16 protein-coding genes are annotated in these 20616 nt (G+C 44.5%); 14 read left to right on the top strand and 2 right to left on the bottom strand.

Translation table 11 applies throughout. The features are described 5' to 3' along the window. Nucleotides 1-663: a thiamine diphosphokinase gene (locus tag OCV54_RS11620; RefSeq protein WP_055224121.1), complete on the top strand. Its 663-nt coding sequence runs from the start codon at nt 1-3 to the stop codon at nt 661-663. Between the two features lie 110 nt (nt 664-773). Here the strand turns inward: OCV54_RS11620 and OCV54_RS11615 are convergent, their stop codons facing one another. Then, nucleotides 774-2798 carry a Na/Pi cotransporter family protein gene (locus OCV54_RS11615; protein ID WP_242859654.1) on the bottom strand — a complete coding sequence of 675 codons (2025 nt, stop codon included), beginning with the start codon at nt 2796-2798 and terminating at the stop codon, nt 774-776. A 272-nt stretch (nt 2799-3070) separates the two neighbouring features. Here OCV54_RS11615 and OCV54_RS11610 point away from each other — a divergent pair, with 272 nt between their 5' ends. Both OCV54_RS11610 and OCV54_RS11605 read left to right on the top strand, forming a co-directional pair. Continuing rightward, entirely contained in the window at nt 3071-4519 is a 1449-nt protein-coding gene (locus OCV54_RS11610; protein WP_055224119.1) for an SLC5/6 family protein, read from the top strand. 15 nt (nt 4520-4534) lie between these two features. Further along, nucleotides 4535-4990, top strand: a complete 456-nt coding sequence (locus OCV54_RS11605; RefSeq protein WP_015534824.1) for a 23S rRNA (pseudouridine(1915)-N(3))-methyltransferase RlmH — start codon at nt 4535-4537, stop codon at nt 4988-4990. A gap of 6 nt (nt 4991-4996) precedes the next feature. On the opposite strand, the gene OCV54_RS11600 is transcribed toward OCV54_RS11605, so the two are convergent. Further along, nucleotides 4997-5395, bottom strand: coding sequence for a 23S rRNA (pseudouridine(1915)-N(3))-methyltransferase RlmH (locus OCV54_RS11600; protein WP_015534825.1), 399 nt, complete (start codon nt 5393-5395; stop codon nt 4997-4999). Between the two features lie 122 nt (nt 5396-5517). On the opposite strand from OCV54_RS11600, the gene OCV54_RS11595 reads away from it, so the two are divergent. The 11 genes from OCV54_RS11595 to OCV54_RS11545 all read left to right on the top strand — a co-directional run bounded on the left by OCV54_RS11595 (nt 5518) and on the right by OCV54_RS11545 (nt 20528). Beyond that, entirely contained in the window at nt 5518-6330 is an 813-nt protein-coding gene (locus OCV54_RS11595) for a Cof-type HAD-IIB family hydrolase (protein ID WP_055224117.1), read from the top strand. Between the two features lie 120 nt (nt 6331-6450). Beyond that, the gene (locus tag OCV54_RS11590; RefSeq protein WP_022216776.1) at nt 6451-7863 is read left to right on the top strand and encodes an LCP family protein; all 1413 of its coding nucleotides are present in this window, start codon (nt 6451-6453) and stop codon (nt 7861-7863) included. A 250-nt stretch (nt 7864-8113) separates the two neighbouring features. Then, nucleotides 8114-8812: a UMP kinase gene (gene pyrH, locus OCV54_RS11585; protein ID WP_055145001.1), complete on the top strand. Its 699-nt coding sequence runs from the start codon at nt 8114-8116 to the stop codon at nt 8810-8812. Between the two features lie 45 nt (nt 8813-8857). Then, nucleotides 8858-9403, top strand: coding sequence for a ribosome recycling factor (gene frr, locus OCV54_RS11580; RefSeq protein WP_015534829.1), 546 nt, complete (start codon nt 8858-8860; stop codon nt 9401-9403). A 45-nt stretch (nt 9404-9448) separates the two neighbouring features. Beyond that, the gene (locus OCV54_RS11575) at nt 9449-10177 is read left to right on the top strand and encodes an undecaprenyl pyrophosphate synthase (RefSeq protein ID WP_055224115.1); all 729 of its coding nucleotides are present in this window, start codon (nt 9449-9451) and stop codon (nt 10175-10177) included. 21 nt (nt 10178-10198) lie between these two features. Continuing rightward, the gene (locus tag OCV54_RS11570; RefSeq protein ID WP_055224113.1) at nt 10199-10996 is read left to right on the top strand and encodes a phosphatidate cytidylyltransferase; all 798 of its coding nucleotides are present in this window, start codon (nt 10199-10201) and stop codon (nt 10994-10996) included. Nucleotides 10997-11088: 92 nt separating this feature from the next. Continuing rightward, the gene (dxr, locus tag OCV54_RS11565) at nt 11089-12231 is read left to right on the top strand and encodes a 1-deoxy-D-xylulose-5-phosphate reductoisomerase (protein WP_055224111.1); all 1143 of its coding nucleotides are present in this window, start codon (nt 11089-11091) and stop codon (nt 12229-12231) included. Between the two features lies 1 nt (nt 12232). Further along, nucleotides 12233-13330: a M50 family metallopeptidase gene (locus OCV54_RS11560; protein ID WP_055144682.1), complete on the top strand. Its 1098-nt coding sequence runs from the start codon at nt 12233-12235 to the stop codon at nt 13328-13330. A 58-nt stretch (nt 13331-13388) separates the two neighbouring features. Further along, the gene (gene ispG, locus OCV54_RS11555) at nt 13389-14438 is read left to right on the top strand and encodes a flavodoxin-dependent (E)-4-hydroxy-3-methylbut-2-enyl-diphosphate synthase (protein ID WP_022216771.1); all 1050 of its coding nucleotides are present in this window, start codon (nt 13389-13391) and stop codon (nt 14436-14438) included. A gap of 47 nt (nt 14439-14485) precedes the next feature. Then, nucleotides 14486-19303 carry a PolC-type DNA polymerase III gene (locus OCV54_RS11550; RefSeq protein WP_082431327.1) on the top strand — a complete coding sequence of 1606 codons (4818 nt, stop codon included), beginning with the start codon at nt 14486-14488 and terminating at the stop codon, nt 19301-19303. Nucleotides 19304-19526: 223 nt separating this feature from the next. Then, a complete protein-coding gene (locus OCV54_RS11545; RefSeq protein WP_055224108.1) occupies nt 19527-20528 on the top strand; it encodes an RNA-directed DNA polymerase in 1002 nt (333 codons plus the stop codon). Nucleotides 20529-20616 lie beyond the last annotated feature (88 nt).

Here is a 20616-nt window from a genome sequence, read left to right as displayed (position 1 = left end):
ATGAAGAGTTATATTATAATATCCGGAGGCAGAGTTGATCTGTATTCACTTCAGGGAATCATGGACAGACACCTTGAAAGCAGCAGAGTGATAGCTGTGGACAAGGGTATAGAGACCTGCAATAAGATAGGAATAGTACCGGATGTGATCGTGGGTGACTTCGATTCAGCCAGCAAGGTGACTGTGGGCGTGTACAGGAAGATGGCTAAAAAGATGCACTCCATACAGTTTGTTGATCTGGACACACACAAGGACTTCACGGATACTCATGTAGCCATCATGCATGCCATGGAGGAAGGTGCTACGGATATTTATATATCGGGGGCCACAGGAACAAGACTTGATCACACAATGGCAAACATAGGGCTACTCAAGGAATGTGCGGATAAAGGCGTAAATGCGTATATAGAGGATGACCATAATGTAATAACCATGATAAATTCCAGTGCCGGAATAAGCCGGCTGGAGGGATACGATTATATATCTTTTATACCGTACGGTGGATGTGTCACGGGGGTAACACTTACAGGGTTTGAATACAACGTGGAGAATCGTACATTTGAGATAGGAGACAGCCTTGGAGTGAGCAACCGGGTTGTATCGGAGGATGCAAGGATAGAGATAGAAGATGGCTATATGATCGTCAATTACAGCCGTGACTGATATGGTTTAAAAGACCAGGCATATAAACTACAATATAAATATAACGAAAAAGCTCTGCACAGTGTATTATCTGTGCAGAGCTTTTTCACATAGCAGTTTGTTATATTCCTTTACTTTTTCTTGGAGTTCTTTTTACCCTTTTCAGGATATTTCTCGTTTATCTTTTCTTTTATCTTTTCGTGCCTGTCGGCTACTTTGTTTTTTGCTGATGACTTTTTCTTCTGGTCGGACTTCTGGTCGTTCTTTGACTCATTCTTTTGCTCGTCGCCGGAAACCTTAGCTTTGTTATCAGGTTCATCAGGTGTTGTTAACTCACGGAGTTCGCGGATGCTGGCATCAAAGCTTTCTGTTATCGGATCGGCATACATGGATGAATAATATGCATACAGAGCCTTGTATTCCTCAGATGTCTTGTATCCGGTGATGTAGATGTGTCCGTGCATCTCGTCCATATGGATACCCCTGATCTTCTTGGCAATGTGAAGGCCGATGTTCTTACAGTGGCTTCCGATCCTGTCAAGACTTGTGAGAATGTCAACCAGTGCAAATCCTCCAGGGATACCACATTCGCCCATCTGAAGTCTCACAACGTGGTGATCCTTTATAAGCTCTGTTATCTCGCTGATGGTCTGTGCAAGTGGCTCTATTCTTGATATTGCCTGAAGATCGTCCTCCTTGAAGGCGTTCAGAGTCATATCAATAATATTGTTAGTCGCCTTGAGCGCTGTCTGGATCTCATTCATTCCCTGATCTGAGAAGTTTATCTTCTGATCTATTATATTTCTCGATACAACGAGAAGATTCTCACAGTGGTCACCAATCCTTTCCATATCACTCAGACTGTTCAGAAGCTCAGACACATCAAGTCGTTCGGATCTGGACATGTTGTTCTGTGATGTTACCTTGAGGAGGAAGTTGTTGAGTGAGCTCTCACATTTGTCTATGAAATCCTCATTCTCCTCGAGTTTGGCGGCATCTTCTTCATTGAAATCACTGATGAGTCTGCATGCTATTGCAAAGTTCTCTCTTATGCAGTCAGCCATGGCAAACATGACATTTCTTGCCTGTGAAATAGCGATGGAAGGGGTAGCGATAAGTCTCGGATCCAGTGTGGCGAGCTCTTTGTCGATCTTGGACTCCTCGTCGTCCCTGATGATCTTTCCTGTAAGTTTTGCCACCTGATTGGAGAATGGCAGAAGTATCAGGCTTATGATAAAGTTGAACAGGAAGTGGACGTTTGCAATGTTACCACGGTTTACGACCTTGTCCATGAAAGGCATGTCTATGAAAAGCTGAAGTCCGTATATGACAATAACAAAGAACACAGCTCCGAATATGTTAAAGAGAAGATATGAGAGAGAAACTCTCTTTGCCTTCTTGTTCGCACCGATTCCCCCGAGGATAATGGTCATACACTTACCGATGTTCTGACCGATAATGATAGGAATGGCTGTTCCGTATGTAACGACGCCTGTGGACGAAATGGCCTGGAGTATACCTACTGATGCAGATGAACTCTGTATGATGGCTGTGAGCACAAGTCCTATTAAAATACCAAGTAATGGGTTATTAAACGATGTGAACAGATTCTGGAAGCTCTCTGATTCCTTAAGTGGCGCAAATACACCCTCCATGGTATTCATGCCGAGGAAGAGGATTCCAAGACCAACAAGAATACTTGCAATATCACGTTTCTTGTTGTTATTTGTAAATAGTATGATAAATGCACCTATACATATAAGGATAGGAGCAAATGATGACGGTTTTAAAAGTTTAAGAAGAATATTAGTCTCCGCAAGATCTCCAAGACGAAGGATCTGTGCGGTCGCGGTACTACCGATGTTGGCACCAAACACGACAGGTATGGCCTGCCCAAGCTTCATGATTCCGGCATTTACAAAGCCGATGAGCATGATGGTCGTTGCTGCCGAACTCTGAATGATGGCTGTTACGGCTGTACCGAGTGTAAAACCCTTGATAGTTCCCGTGAACTGATTTTTTCCGGTTGTAAGTTTCTCAAGAACCTTTTCCAGACTGCCACCGGCGAGATTCTTCAGCGAGGCACCCATGAGATTCATTCCGAACAGAAATAAACCTACGCCTCCGAGCAATGTTAAAATAGAAAATAAATCCAAAATTATAGCCCTCCTGAGTAAAATGAATTTTACCTGTGTTTCGGACAGGTAAAAAATATGTAATAAATATGTAAAATCCCATACGATTCAGATTATAACACATCACTAGTTTTTGTACTATTGAAAAAATAATGCAATTGATGGTAACATTTCGGCAAATGTCACAATAAATATGATGGTGGCGGCAAAACTTCAACTGTGGTAGAATGAGCAGGGTATATTATATAAAAATGATAACGAAGATTCAGATAAAAGAATGGAGTGGCTGATACATGTCTGTTTTTAGTGATAAGAGAGTATTTGGAATCAAAAGGCAGAACTGTGGCGGTGTGTCCACCGCAGGGCAGGTATGCGCCAATGATGTAATATTGTGGGTCATATTTCTGCTGCCTATTAATATAGTAATACATGGTGCAGGACAGTGCCTTGTGGCCATGGGATTGTTCGTGGGCAATGTTGTCGGATGGATATTTCTGTCAAAGCGTATGAATTCGTATGCTGAGATATCCCCTAAAAAGATACACAATGCTCCGGAGCTGTTCGCAGCAAGATATGGGTCATGGAAGTTGAAAGATCTGGTGTCCGTCATATGGATAGTGACGCTTGGCCTGATACTGGTGTCTGTTCTCAAGGTTATCGTATCGGTTGTCGCCTATTTTATGGACATGCCGGAGAGCATAAGCCTTGCCATCATAGTGTCATTTCTCATCCTTGCCACCATACTGGTTGACAATAAGCTGATGGGAATAATCAAGACAATAGTGTTCATAATGGTTATAATCGTATGTCTGACGATGATCGGACTGGTATTTTACAGGATGGATGCGAGGGAGATACTTGACAATTACAGGAGATCAAGGCTTGCAGGGGGAACCAGCATTTATCTGAATATACTGTATTACGATGGCAAAACAGTGGATATAGGAAGTGCGATATCCATGACGGGAGTAGGACTTGGATGTATAGCCATGCCGCTGATGTACAAGGGTGTCTTAAATATCCGGGATAACAAGGAGCTCGATGTCGGAAGAATATGGGCTGTAATCTTTGAAGGGTTCACAATACTTTCAAGCTGTATACTGGCACTTCTGGTCGTACCGGTGCTCTATCCTGAGAAGGCATGGGCAAATATGAACTCATTCCAGGTGTACAACCTGATGCTCAAGAAGCTGCTTGGAACGGGAACCTATGCGTATGTGTTCAGATTTGCCGCGCTTATGGTGTTTATAGCGGCGGTTGTCGTAATGCTGGAATCGTTCATGAGAAATATATGCGAACATATAAGAGGGCTTGTTCCGGCAATCTCAAGAGCCGGTGGAATCGCAAAGCTTCTTATAGATATAGGTGTTGTTGTGCTGACCGGATGCTGCATTTTCCTGGTGGCAGAGTTTGTTGAATTCAACAGAGAGCATATGATCGCCGAAAACTGGGGATTGTGTGCGGCGGCACTTGCGGCTCCTCTTTTCTGTACACTGACGTACAGGCATGCGACCGGAAAAGGCATGTATGCCGGAATAATAGCAGGAATACTCACATTTGTTATGTGGAAATATCTCCCGTTTGTGAACGGAGGCAGCCTGGCGGCATACTCGGGTATCAGCGGTGACGTGGTTGGATTTGCAGTGAGTCTGCTGTTCACCATTGGAGTAAGTGTGTGCACGCAGAAAAATACAGAGGAAGAACTGAAGATATTTGACAGGATGAGGGCTGATCAGGCCTGATCTGAAGGAGTTCATATGATATACAGGATTGCCTGCGTCGGCAGGATAAAGGAACAGCATTTTACGCAGATGTTAAATGAATATAAGAAGGAGATCGACAAGAGAGGGCGTCTGGAGATATGCGAGGTTCCTGACGAGAGGATACCTCAGAAGGCTGGCGACAAGGTAAATGCCATGATCATTGAGGCCGAGGCGGACAGGCTGAGACATGTGATCGGGAGAGACGACTATGTTATCGCACTGTGTATAGAAGGAAAGAAGACGACCACGGAAGGACTTGCCGATCAGGTCCGCAGGGCATCGGAGCGCGGACATGACACGGTTACATTTGTGATAGGGGGATCTCTTGGACTTGCTGCAGATATAGTGAGGAGGGCTGATTACAGGATGAGCGTGTCGGATATGACATTTCCGCATCAGCTCATAAGGGTGACGCTGGCGGAGCAGCTTGCGATCATAAGCCGGAGCTGACAGGGATTATTTGTGGTAGGTTATGTTGTTCAGGATAGTGTATGCCCTGTAGGTCTGCTCGGACAGCAGGAGGGCAGTCATCTCGGCGGACGGCTGTACTGAACAGAGAGAGAAATTTTCCATATCAGCTGTGAGTGATTCATCGTACCCTATGTAGAAGTTTATCTTTGAGGTACCGCTTGAAGTCAGACTGTTGATGCGGGCTGCGTAGTCCTCAGATGAGATGGTATCGGAGCCGGATATGCAGTAGTTTGTGGTGTTTTTCCCTGAGGTGCATTTAATTTTCCCTGCAACACATACTATAGACAGAGTACAGTATGGAGAAAGTCTCTTGACGTACTCGGCGATGGCTTTCTGATACAAAGGGTTGATTTTTTTCTGATTAACGTATATGTTTATATCCATGTGATTTCTCCTAAAGTCAGAAATGGGCGGCAGGATGGCGTAACGGCATCCTAACTCTGACATTATATAGCATCAAGGAGAAAATATATAGCAAATTATGTTATAACATTATGGAGGATAAAATGAGTAAAAAATTACTGGCACTTGATATTGACGGAACGCTGACAAATACTCAGAAGGATATTACTCCGGCAACGCTGGAGAAAATAATAGAGGCACAGGAGAAGGGGCATATCGTTGCGATAGCATCGGGACGTCCACTGCCTGGAATAAGGAAGATAGCAGACACCATAGAGCTTGACAGATTTGGCGGATATGTGCTTGCTTTCAACGGCGGAAGGATCGTCGATTACAGTACCGGCGAGGTGGTATATCAGGCTGTGCTTGACAATGATGTGGTGAGGGATATATATGATTACTGTCTGAAAGCGGGCTGCGGAATGGTGACATACGATGGAGACCGAGTTATAACCGGAACTGATATAGACGGATACATGACATTTGAGGCAAGTATCAATCATATGGAGATCATGAGGATAGATAACTTCAGGGAATATATCGATTTTCCTCTCAACAAATGTCTTCTTACCGCAGATCCTGACAAGGCGGAGAAGATAGAGCAGGAGCTTGCAGAAAAGTTCGGTGATCAGCTTAATATATTCCGCTCGGAGCCATATTTTGTGGAGATCATGCCGCCAAATGTTCACAAGGCAACATCCCTTGAGAAGCTTCTTGAGGTCCTTGATATGGACAGAAAGGATCTTGTGGCGTGCGGTGACGGATATAATGACCTCACGATGATAGAGTATGCCGGGGTGGGAGTCGCCATGGCAAATGCACAGGACATAGTGAAGGAACATGCCGATTATATAACATTGTCAAATGACGAGGACGGACTTGTGCCGGTGGTGGACAAGTTTATCCTGGCTGACTGATCAAGTATAAAAAATGTGTGAATTATGTGTATCCCGTTGAATTGATGAGATATTTGTAGTAAAATGTATTGTTATATGAGTTAAATTTTGACAGATACATTCGATATTTAGGAGAAAAATATGGGAAATAAAATGAGTGGTCATGATGACGATGATATGAAGCGTGTTAAGGGCAGATATGCCGGAGAGATGCTTTTTGACGATGAAGATGATTACGATGACGATGCCGACGATTATTCAGATGATCATGGCAGAACCGGTATTGCAAAGGATGATTATTCCGACAGCGCATTTGGACCGGGCGCAGACGATGAAGAGGATGCGGCATCAGAAGAGGAAGCTTATACATCGGATGATGAATATTATGAAGATGAATATGCGGAAGAAGAGCAGGATATGAAGGATCAGAAGAGAAAGAAAAAGAACAGAGTATGGGGAATCATACTTGCAATCGAGGTTGTTGCAGCCATAGTCATAGGCGTTCTGTTTGTGAAGGCGTACATCAACAACACATATAACAAGATGCAGTACAAAGAGCTGAAGGACACTCATATAAATGAGGATCTGGATGAAGAAACAGTCAAGAAGATGACAGGATACACCAACATCGCATTGTTTGGTATAGATACCAGAGATGCAGGCATGGTTGACGAAGGAGTGCGTTCAGACAGTATAATCATCTGCAGCATCAACAATGATACACAGGAGGTCAAGCTTCTCTCACTGTACAGAGATACTTACCTTGAGCTCTGTAATGACAGCCAGTCATACGAGAAGGCGGCTCATGCATACGCATACGGCGGAGCACAGGGCGCTGTCAATATGATAAATAAGAACCTTGACCTGAATATAACAGATTACGTTGCAGTCAATTTCACAGCCCTCACAGAAGCCATCGATGCCCTGGGTGGAATTGATATAGAGCTGAAGGAGGAGGAGCTTTATAAGCTCAACCAGTGTATTGACGAGCAGATGGGTGTAAATGGTATTTATTCAGATTATGTATATGACACAGGTGTCGTTCATCTGAACGGTGTGCAGGCTACAGCATACTCCAGAATCAGAAGTACAGATGAGGGTGATATAACAAGAACATGGAGACAGAGAACAGTTATCTCTAAGATGATAGAGGCGGCAAAGACAGCAGGAATCTCCAAGCTGCTTGATTGTATCAACGTGGTTGTGGATGATGTTGCATCAAGCCTTACAGAGGAAGAGATCATTGATATGGCAAAATCCTGCTTCAACTACAAGCTGTCTACTACAACAGGATTCCCGTTTACCATCGCCAGTCCTACCATGGATGAGGTGAGCTATGTCGTTGCCTGTGATCTCGCAACGAATGCCACAGCACTTCACAGATTCCTGTTCGACGACATGAATTATACACCGTCAGCTACCGTACAGAATATAAGCTACAACATCATCAATGATTCAGGCTGTGAGAATCAGCTCGATCTTGATACATTTACAGTTCAGGATGATGTGGATTCCATTGTATCGACGGAGTCAGATTATTCTGATGGCTATTGATGATATCTGGGATCTGAAAGCAGGATGTCGGGTGACATATAACAGAAATAAGCATAACAGCAAGGCACATATCATATGCACGTGTACACAGTGATATGTGCCTTTCTTTTTTACTTTGAAATGTAAAGGGTATGTGCTATAATGAATCAGGTCGTCAGGCAGATGTCTGCATGGGTTATCATGCCAGGATATGACGATATATAATATGAATAATAAAATATGAACACAAAGGATGGATCGCGATATGAAGATGGACAGAATTCTGCTCAAGATGAGCGGTGAAGCTCTTGCCGGTGATAAGAAACATGGTTTTGACGAGGAGACAGTCAGAGATGTGTCCAATCAGGTAAAGCAGATAGTAGACAAGGGAATACAGGTATGTGTAGTAATAGGAGGAGGAAACTTCTGGAGAGGAAGAACCTCAGACAACATGGACAGAGTTAAGGCGGATTCCATAGGAATGTTGGCAACTGTCATGAACTGTATCTACACAGCGGACAGCTTCAGAAGCTGCGGAATAAAGACACACATCATGACACCATTTGTATGTGGTAATATGACTGAGCTTTTTGACAAGGACAAGGCAATCGCATATATGGAGCAGGGAGATGTCGTATTTTTTGCAGGTGGAATCGGCCATCCATATTTCTCAACAGATATGGCGACAGTGCTTATGGCAATAGAGGTTCAGGCAGATGTCATTCTTTCAGGTAAGGCCATCGATGGAGTATATGACAGTGATCCTAAGACCAATCCGAACGCTAAGAAGTATGACAGCATGAAGATGAGCGATATAGTAGACAACAAGCTCGGAGTAATAGATCTTGCCTCAGCAGTTCTTGCCATGGAGAACAAGATGCCTATGATGCTGTTTGGCCTGAATGATGAGAACAGCATAGTGAAAGCCGTTACAGGCGGTTTCACCGGAACATATGTGAATGCGGAATAAAAGGGAAAATAATAAGAAAAATATATAATCCAGGAGGAATGAATCATGTTAACACAGTACGAAGAGAAGATGCAGAAGTCAGTTGAGAATCTTGAGGCTGAGTATGCTACAATCAGAGCAGGAAGAGCGAACCCTAACATCCTCAACAAGATCAAGGTTGAGTATTATGGAGTTCCAACACCTATGCAGCAGCTTGCAAATATAACTGTTCCAGAGGCCAGAACACTGGTCATCGCACCATGGGAGCCATCACTTGTCAAGGAGATAGAGAAGGCTATCATGAATTCTGATCTTGGAATCACACCTAACAACGATGGAAGAAACATCATCCTCAACTTCCCAGAGCTCACAGAGGACAGAAGAAAAGAGCTCGTCAAGGATATCAAGAAGAAGGGTGAGGGCGCAAAGGTCGCTATAAGAAACATCAGACGTGATGCCAACGATGCCATCAAGAAGATGGAGAAGAACGGAGACATAAGCGAGGACGAGCTCAAGGACAACGAGGACAAGATCCAGAAGCTCACAGATAAGTACGTTGGTCAGATCGACAAGGCTGTTGAGTCAAAATCCAAGGAGATCATGACAGTATAATAATCATGGATATGATGTATCCCTCAAATGGAATGCGGAGAGAATATGAAGAGAGAAATTAACGGAGAATTACTTAATGTGCCGGAGCACGTGGCTGTGATCATGGATGGAAATGGCAGATGGGCAAAGAAGAGATTTCTTCCCAGAAACTATGGACACGCAGAGGGTGCGAAGGCTCTAGAGGCTATATGTGAAAATTGCGATAAGCTTGGAATAAAGTATCTTACAGTGTATGCTTTTTCCACGGAGAACTGGAAGAGGTCTGTTGAGGAAGTCACAGGTATCATGAATCTTTTCAGAAAGTACCTGGTTGACAGTATAGAGAGATCTAACAACTCCAACATGAAGGTTAACCTCATAGGTAAGCGAGAGGGCCTCCCGGAGGATATAGTTCAGAAGATGGATGAGCTGGAGAGGGAGACTGCGGGGAATACAGGACTTCAGTTCCATATAGCGATAAACTACGGTGGACGTGATGAGATTGTCAGGGCGGTGAAGAAGATCATGAAGGATGCCGATGCGGGAAAGATCAGTGCGGATGACATTGACGAGAGCCTGTTTGCGGAATATCTCGACACAAAGGGTGTGCCTGATCCTGATCTGCTAATAAGGACAAGCGGTGAGGAGAGAACATCCAACTTCCTCCCATGGCAGCTTGCATATTCTGAGTTTTATTTCACAGATACACTGTGGCCTGATTTTGACATGGATTCTCTGATAGAAGCCGTGAGGTACTACAATAAGAGAGAGAGAAGATTCGGAGATGCAAAATAGTTATCCGGAGGATATTAGTTAATGAAACAGAGAGTGATAAGTGGTGCGGTTCTGGTAGTGATACTGGCCATCACATTATATTTTGGAGGGATAGTAACATGCGGCCTTATGGCTCTGGTATCCCTTGTGGGCAATATGGAGCTGCTCAGAGTATACGGAGTGAACAAGAAGACTCCGGGAATCGTGTGTTACCTGGCGACAGTTCTGTATTATATAGCCATATACCTGGATCGTATGGACATTATTGTTCCTATGATGGTCGTATATTTATTGGTTATGCTTGCTGTGTATGTGCTGACATTCCCAACATACAGTGATAAACAGATCATGGCGGCATTTATGGATTTCTTCTATGTAAGTGTCATGCTGTCATTTGTATATCTCATAAGAAACATGGAGCATGGACTGGTACTTGTCCTGCTGATATTTGTCAGCTCATGGATAAATGATACATGTGCTTACTTCGTGGGAAGAGCCCTCGGAAAGCACAAGATGGCACCTGTGCTCAGCCCTAAGAAGAGCATAGAGGGTCTTATCGGCGGTATCGTTGGAGCAGGTGTATTCGGAGCAGTGTTTGGCATACTGTTTGATAAGTATGTAGACACCATGAACTATGCGCCATTACTTTTTGCAGTTGTCGGCGCTGTCGGTGCACTTCCGGCGGTTATTGGAGATCTGGCAGCATCTGCGATAAAGAGAAATAACGACATCAAGGACTACGGAAAGCTGATTCCGGGTCACGGAGGAATATTGGACAGATTTGACAGCATAATATTTACAGCACCGATAATTTATTATCTGCTTGTATATCTGCTGTAGGATACATGATGGGCAGTGCCCAGTGGGTTCACTGGATACTGCCTATTATATTCGGATAGATGATCCGGTAAATTCGGATACAGGAGGATAACATGAAGAATGTAGCGATAATTGGCTCTACAGGTTCAATTGGAACACAGACCCTTGAGATAGTTAGGGTTCAGGAAGATCTGAATATAGTGGCGCTTGCCGCCGGAAGTAATATAGAGCTCCTGGAAAAACAGGCGAGGGAGTTTTCGCCTGAGGTTGTGGGAATATGGAGCGAAGAGAATGCTGCGAGACTCAGAGAGTACCTTGCGGACACTGACATAAGAGTTGTTGCGGGCATGGACGGATTGATAGAGATAGCAGAGCTTTCGTCATCAGACATCCTTGTCACGGCAATAGTTGGCATGATCGGAATAAGACCGACTATAGCAGCCATAAATGCGGGAAAGGACATAGCACTTGCCAATAAAGAGACTCTGGTGACAGCGGGACATATCATCATGCCGCTGGCGGCGGAGAAGAATGTAGCGATACTGCCTGTTGACAGCGAACATTCCGCTATATTCCAGTCCCTTCAGGGAAATGTGCACGGTGATGTGGAGAAGATACTGCTCACAGCGTCAGGTGGGCCTTTCAGGGGAAAGGATACCGCATTTCTTGAGAATGTTCAGGTGGAGGATGCGCTCAAGCATCCAAACTGGAGTATGGGAAGAAAGATAACAATAGATTCAGCAACCATGGTCAACAAGGGACTTGAGGTTATAGAGGCAAAGTGGCTTTTTGATGTGAAGCCGGAGAATATCCAGGTGGTAGTCCAGCCACAGAGCATAATCCACTCGATGGTTGAGTACAGGGATGGCGCAGTCATAGCACAGCTTGGAACTCCGGACATGAAGCTTCCGATACAGTACGCTTTGTGTTATCCGGAGAGAAGATACATGGCCGGTGACAGACTGGACTTCTGGACTATGAACTCGATTCTTCTTGAGAAGCCGGACATGGATACATTTAAGGGATTAAAGTATGCGTATTCTGCCATAGCAGATGGCGGTTCAATGCCGACTGTATTCAATGCGGCAAATGAGTGCGCAGTGGCAAAATTCCTTGACAGGAAGATACGCTTCCTCGATATATACAGGATAATAGAGGAGTGTATGGCGAGTCATACAGTTATAGAAAACCCTGACGTGTCACAGATACTTGACACTGAGCGCTGGGTATATGATTTTGTAGAAAGCAGGTGGTAGATTGAACATAATTCTCATAATTCTAGTATTTGGTGTGATAATATTTTTTCATGAGCTTGGACATTTTATTGTCGCAAAGATCAATCATATATCGGTAATTGAGTTTTCCATGGGACTTGGCCCAAAGCTCTTCTCGTTTACCAAGAAGGATACACAGTATTCACTGAGACTCATACCTCTGGGCGGTTATTGTATGCTGCTAAGCGAAGGCGAGGAAGGTCATGAGGATGACGAGAACGCATTTGAGAAGAAGTCCATATGGGTGCGTATGGCGGAGGTTCTTGCCGGTCCGTTCATGAACATAGTTATAGCATTTATCTTTTCAGCGGTCATAATCCACTTCTGTGGTACAGATCCTGCGACTATCGGCAGGGTGTACGACAGCGAGATGGCGAAGGAAAGCGAGTATGCGGATGTTGTCAAGGAGTTCAATGGAGTTTATCCTGCGGAGCAGGCCGGGATAGAGGATGGAGATACCGTCCTTGAGATCGGCGGAAGCAAGATCAAGAACTTCAGGGAGCTTCAGATATATCTTGAGATATACGGGGACGGTTCTCCTATAGACCTCAAGATGCAGAAGAAGGATGGCACGGTGTACGATACGACTGTATATCCGGTGGAGACAAGTGCAGGTTATAAGGTGGGAATCGTAAGCTGCGGTTATGTCTTGCCACAGAATTTTGGCGAGCTGATGAAGTATTCTGCCTATGAGGTCAGATACTGGGTCAAGGCCACGTTCCTGAGCCTTAAGCTCATAGTCACCAGACAGGTCAGCTCAGATGAGGTGTCCGGCCCTGTGGGTGTGGCAAAGTCCATGAACGATACGTTCAATGAGGCTGCAAAGGTCGATGTCCTTACGGTTCTCCTCAACTGGATGAACTATATAGTGCTTCTCTCGGCCAACCTTGGAATCATGAATATGCTTCCGATACCGGGACTTGACGGAGGACGTTTCCTGTTCCTGCTGATCGAGCTTATAACCAGGCGGAAGGTTCCGAAGGACAAGGAAAACATAGTCACATTTGTGGGATTTGTGCTGGTCATGATCCTCATGGTCGTAATATTGTTCAATGATATAAAGAATGTATTTTTCAGTTAAAGACAATTAAAGAAGGAGGAAAGGCGCCAGTGCTTATGTACTGGCGCTGTGAGTATATATGAAGACAAGAGAGATCCACATAGGTGACAGGGTTATAGGCGGAGGCAATCCGATACTTATACAGTCCATGACCAACACAAAGACGAGCGATGTGGAGGCTACGGTTGCACAGATACTCCAGCTTGAGAAGGCCGGATGTGACATAATCAGATGTACGATAAACGATGAGGCTGCAGCAGATGCAATCCCGGCTATAAAGAAACAGATCCACATTCCGCTTGTGGGCGACATACATTTTGACTACAGGCTTGCCATAAAGGCCATAGAAAATGGTGTGGACAAGATCAGGATAAATCCGGGGAATATCGGAGGACAGGAGAAGCTGGCAAAGGTAGTCGAGGCTGCCAGAAAGAGAAATATTCCTATAAGGGTCGGTGTAAACAGTGGTTCTCTGGAGAAGAATCTCGTGGAGAAGTACGGCGGAGTGACCGCAGAGGGAATAGTTGAGAGCGCTCTTGACAAGGTGCGCATGATCGAGGAGCTTGACTATCACAACATAGTCATAAGCATCAAGTCGTCTGATGTTATGATGTGCGTGAGAGCCCATGAGCTCATCGCGGACAAGACAGATTACCCTCTGCATGTGGGAATCACGGAGTCAGGAACCGTCACAAGAGGAAATATCAAATCATCGGTGGGACTTGGAATCATACTCCATGAGGGAATAGGCGATACGATAAGAGTGTCCCTGACAGGAGATCCGGTGGATGAGATCCTGTCGGCAAAGCTTATTCTCAAGGCTCTTGGACTCAGAAAGGGTGGAGTAGAGCTTGTGTCATGTCCGACCTGTGGACGTACTGAGATTGACCTTATCGGACTTGCAAACAAGGTTGAAAAGCTTGTGTCAGACTATGACCATCTCAATATTAAAGTCGCAGTTATGGGGTGTGTGGTGAACGGCCCGGGAGAGGCCAAGGAGGCAGACCTTGGTATTGCAGGAGGCAAGGGCTGCGGACTGCTCATCAAAAAGGGTGAGATAGTTGGCAAACTCAGTGAGGATGAATTTATACCGGCGCTGAAGCGCGAGTTAGATAATTGGAGTGAATAGGATTGAACAACGAAGATCGTATTTTGGAACAAGAGAATATAGATCAGATGTATGCCGATGAGATGCAGACTCAGATGGATTATGAAGCCCAGATGGCTGAACAGGAGATGTATGAGAGCCAGATGTATGCTGATATGCAGCAGGAGAGCGCATCGTACACCCAGGCGGATGTTCACGACTCGGACTGGCATATCGCAGATGATATGGAGGAAGATGCCGAGGCCGAAGACGTGGTCAGTGATGGCTCTGCAACGGCGGTTTCAGATGCCGGAAATGAGCAGGCGGAGCTCTTCATGACGGTGTTCCCCGGAGTGGAGATGACTAAGGAGCTTGCAGGTCTGTTCACCGAGGTGTATGTGACAAAAGTCACGATATATGACAGTAAAAATATCCTGCAGGTTGACATAAGATCGAGACATATAATAAGCAGACCGAATATAGAAAAGGCGGAGGAGTGTATCCGTAAGTTTGTATTTGGCAATAAAAGGTATACGGTCCAGATACGGGAGCACTATACACTTTCTACACAGTACAATCTCGAAGCAATAGTCAAAGCATATCAGGACAGCATACTCTACGATATAAGATCATTCAGCAATGTGGGCTACAGGCTTATATCCAGATCGATAGGAGAACTGTACTGTGACGGAGACGCGATAACCATAGCTATAGAGGACAGTAAGATAGCGCATATACACGCTGAGAAAATAAAGGCGTATATGGAGGAGATGTTCCAGGAGAGATTTGACCTGAATGTCAATGTTGCATTTGAGTACAGTGAGGCGGACAAGGAGAAGCTGAGGAGAGCCAGTGCACTTGTTGAGCAGCAGAAGATAGATGCCATATTGAACAACCTCAGGGATCATGGCGACATCATCGTGGATGGAAAGGCCGTGGACAAGGATAAGCTCGGAGTGTCGAAGAAGGAAGATAAGAATAAGAAGAGCGAGGGACACAAGCCTGATGAGAAGAAGGCTGCTCCTGCATCATCCGGCGGCGATTCAGGCCAGAAAAATGGCGGTGAAAAGGAGAAGTTCGGAAGAAGGCGAAGATATTCAGATGATCCAGAGGTGTTCATAGGAAGAGATGTGGAGGGCAAGCTGCTTGAGATATCCAGCATCAACGATGGTATCGGAGAGGTCGTCATCCACGGACAGATCATGAGCACTGAGGAGAGAGAGCTCCGAAATGGCAAGATCATACTGACGGGATATATAACAGATTTCACAGACACCATAGGCTTCAAGATGTTCTGCAGTCCTGAGGATATGGAGGTCTACCGCGAGGAGATACAGAAGGGTAAGTTCTATAGGATGAAGGGCCTTGCCGAGTTCGACTCGTATGCCAAGGAGGTTATGATATGCCGAGTGCTCGGTATGAAGCACATTCAGGACTTCCGTGTACCTCGTATGGATACATATCCTGAGAAGCGTGTCGAGCTTCACATGCATACCAAGATGAGCGAGATGGACAGCGTGGTCGATATAGAGACCATCGTGAAGCGTGCCAGCGACTGGGGACACCCTGCCATAGCGATCACGGATCACGGTGTTGTTCAGGCTTTCCCTATAGCAAACCATACAAAGGGACTCAGAAAAGATTTCAAGATCATATATGGTGTCGAGGGTTACTTTGTCGATGACCTGAAGGATCTGGTCAAGAACTCAAGGAATCAGAGCCTTGATTCGGAATACGTGGTATTTGATATAGAGACAACGGGACTTTCCAAGAAGCACAACAAGATCATAGAGATCGGTGCGGTCAAGGTGAAGGACGGAGAGGTCGTAGATACATTCTCGGAATTTATAAATCCGGGTGTGCCTATCCCATACCAGATAGAACAGCTCACATCCATCAATGATGATATGGTAAAGGATGCGCCGATGTTCGATGTGATCGTGCCGAGATTTGTGGAGTTCTGCGGTGACGATATCGTGGTTGCCCACAATGCGTCATTTGATACGGGATTTGTGAGAATGAATGCGGAGGAGCTTGGACTTAAGTTCGACAACACGGTTCTGGATACCATGACGCTCAGCCATATACTGCTGCCGGAGCTCGGAAAATTCACTCTGGACAGAGTGTGTAAGGAACTCAAAGTCGTGAATGCGCATCACCACAGAGCCATAGACGATGCGGAGGCCACGGCGAAAGTATTCTTCAAGCTGCTCGACATGCTGAAGGAGAGAGATGTTAAGACCATGGATGATCTAAATGTCCTTGGAAGCACCTCACCTGATGCGATCAAAAAGGATAAGACATATCACGGAATCATCCTGGCAAAGAACGAGATAGGAAGAGTCAATCTGTACAGGCTCATATCTGAGTCTCATCTGACATATTTTGCGCGAAGGCCGCGTATGCCGATGAGTCTCATCAACAAATACAGAGAGGGTCTGATAATAGGCTCTGCCTGTGAGGCGGGAGAGCTGTTCCGTGCCATAGTTGATGATGCGTCGGATGAGGAGATAGTGAGACTGGTCAACTGGTTTGACTACCTTGAGATACAGCCGCTTGGCAACAATGAATTCATGACGAGGGATACAAGGAATCCAAAGACCATGGACGATCTGATCGGATACAACAAGAGGATCGTGGAGCTCGGAGAGATGTTCAACAAGCCAGTGGTCGCAACCTGTGATGTGCATTTCCTTGATCCTGAGGATTATATATACAGGGCGATCATCATGAAGAGCAAGGGCTTTGACGATGCTGATATGCAGCCACCGCTGTATTTCCGTACCACGGAGGAGATGCTGGCAGAGTTCCAGTATCTTGGAAGTGACAAGGCCAAGGAGGTCGTCATCACAAACACGAATATGATAGCGGACATGATAGAGAGGATAGAGCCGGTCAGACCGGACAAGGCGCCTCCTATCATCGAGAATTCGGATCAGACACTTACGGATATATGTTATACCAAGGCACATGAGATATATGGCCCAGACCTGCCACCTCAGGTTCAGGAGAGACTTGACAGGGAGCTGCACTCCATCATTTCAAATGGATTTGCGGTTATGTACATCATCGCACAGAAGCTTGTGTGGGATTCCAATGACCACGGATATCTGGTTGGTTCTCGAGGTTCGGTTGGATCTTCATTTGTCGCAACAATGGCCGGTATCACGGAGGTAAATCCGCTGTCGGCTCACTATATCTGTCCGAAATGCCACTTTGTGGATTTTGATTCAGAGCTTGTAAAGTCGTATTCGGGAATGAGCGGATGTGATATGCCGGACAGAGACTGTCCGAATTGTGGAACACCGCTTATAAAGGAAGGACACGATATACCATTCGAGACATTCCTTGGATTCAACGGAGACAAGGAGCCTGATATCGATCTGAACTTCTCGGGTGAGTATCAGTCGAAGGCACATGCATACACCGAGGTACTCTTCGGCAAGGGCAAGGCATTCAAGGCGGGAACCGTAGGTGGTGTTGCGGAAAAGACAGCATTTGGATATGTGTACAATTATTTCAAGGATCACTCCAAAGAGGAGCTTATGGCGGAGGCCAAGGCATCCGGAATGGATGAGAAATCCGCGAAGAAGTACGCTGAGGAGAATGCAACAGTTACAAAGAGAAGGTGTGAGATGGAGCGTCTGGCTCTTGGATGTACTGGTGTCAGAAGAACTACGGGTCAGCATCCGGGTGGTATGATAGTTCTCCCGAGACACGAGGAGATATATTCATTTACACCTATACAGCACCCGGCAAATGATGTGACATCGGATATCATAACGTCACATTTTGAGTACCATTCAATCGATCATAACCTGCTGAAGCTCGATATTCTTGGACACGATGATCCGACCATGATCAGGCGACTTGAGGATCTGACGGGACTTGATGCCACGAAGATAAGACTTGACGACAAGGATGTCATGGAGCTTTTCCACAGCACGAAGTCTCTGGGGATCACACCGGAGGATATCAATGGGATACCTCTTGGAAGCCTGGGGGTGCCGGAGTTCGGAACGGACTTTGCTATGCAGATGCTTATAGATGCCAAGCCGACATGTTTCTCAGATCTTGTGCGAATAGCGGGTCTGGCGCATGGAACCGATGTATGGCTGGGCAACGCGCAGGAGCTCATCAAGTCGGGCAAGTGTACCATATCGACAGCCATTTGTTGTCGTGACGATATTATGGTTTATCTGATACACATGGGACTTGATGCCGGACTTGCCTTCAACATCATGGAGAAGGTTCGTAAGGGAATAGTTGCCAAGGGCAAATGTGACAAATGGGATGACTGGAAGGCGGAGATGGCTGCCCACGGAGTACCGGACTGGTACGTATGGTCATGTCAGAAGATTAAGTACATGTTCCCAAAGGCCCATGCGGCGGCTTATGTCATGATGGCGTGGAGAATTGCCTGGTTCAAGGTCAATTATCCGCTTGAATACTATACAGCATTCTTCAGTATCAGAGCTGATGATTTCAGCTACGAGATGATGTGCTTTGGCAAGGAGAGAGTTCTCTTCCATATCAATGAGATAAGCAAGGTGGACAAGAACAAGAGATCAGCCAAGGACGAGGGCAAGCTCAAGGATCTGAAGATAGTTCTCGAGATGTACGCAAGAGGCTACGACTTTGTTCCAATAGATATATACAAGGCAAAGGCTGACAGGTTCCAGATAATAGACGGCAAGATCATGCCATCCTTCGCATCCATAGAAGGAATGGGAGAGAAGGCTGCACAGCAGCTCTACGATGCCGCCCAGAAGGGGCCGTTCCTCTCCAAGGAGGAGATCAATGAGCGTGCAAAGATCGGCAAGGGAACCATCGAGAAGATGAGTGAGCTGGGCATCCTGGACGGAATGCCGGAGACAAATCAGCTGTCGCTGTTTGATTTTATGTAATATAAAAATCCAGCATCCAGTTGAAAAAAACTGGGGGCTGGATTTTTCGTTAAGGAATAGATTACTCTATTGGGGAGAAAAAGATTTAGAGAAACAAAAACAATTATATTTATAATACTTTATTATGCTATAAAGATAATGCAGAAATAGTTGAAAAATGATATTATATTCACAAGCTACGTTTATTAAATAACTAACAATACAATTGCTTATGGAGAAGATGATGATAGATAAAAATGATAGAATACAAAAAATGAACATTGACTTGTTAATAGAAGGATATTGGTATGAGGATTTGCCACCGATTCTTGATATAGAAAATATGAAGAACTCAATAAAAGAAGTAATAGAAAATATAGATAAAGATGCATATGAAGATTTTTACAAAGTAGATGGTCTAATAACCGAATACAAAAATACTGAGTCGCCGACATATATATTTAATGATGGTATAGAGCCTGTAACTTTTTTTGAATTTAAGAAAAATGGTGCATTAAGAGAGATGCAAATTCCTAATTTAAAATATTATTGCACATTTGTTTATAATACAATTGCTGTTTACGATAAACTTTTTAGCAAATTATATAATCAACCGGAGTTTGATAAATATGTTTGCAATTCAAACTCTTATATATTATTTAATGAGTTATTTAATGTGTATAAACTATATGACGGAAGTGAAGAAATTATTGAACATGGCATATTTGCTGTAAAGAATAATAAAAACACGGGACAACTTGCACTTGAAGAAAACAATGTAAGATACTTAAAAAAGCAAGGGGCAAAACTGTATTCAGTTAAAGTCGATATAGAGTCTTTTTATCCAAATGTATACACACATTATCTTAGTAAAATTAAGGATGTAGAGCCGTATAAGGGGAATATAGAGTGTGACACTTATTTTGATTTTTTAGATTACTATAATATGAAAATAAATAATAATCAAACAAAAGGAATTGTGTCAGGCGTGTATTCTTCAACTATATCAGCTGAATTGCTTATGCTCTGTGTAGATTATGAAATAAACAATGTAATAGGTGATGGTGTGTCATACATTAGATATGTTGATGATTTAACTTTTTTTTCAGACTCTTTAGAGAAAATATATTCTAAACTGCCTTTAGTACAAAGAATTTTGAATAAGTATAGACTTAGAATAAACAATAACAAAACGGAGATTCAAAAGAGTATATATAACATGTCATATGTTGATATGTATGAATGATATGTACCCAGAATCCTGGACACATATTTATGAACTAGGCTGAACACATGGATGCTATCCTGTATTGTACAGGTGGCATCCATTTTGT

The organism is Coprococcus aceti (assembly GCF_025567285.1).
GTDB lineage: Bacteria > Bacillota > Clostridia > Lachnospirales > Lachnospiraceae > Coprococcus > Coprococcus aceti.
Note: the sequence above shows the minus strand (reverse complement) of the source record. Positions and strands in the feature narration are given on the sequence as shown.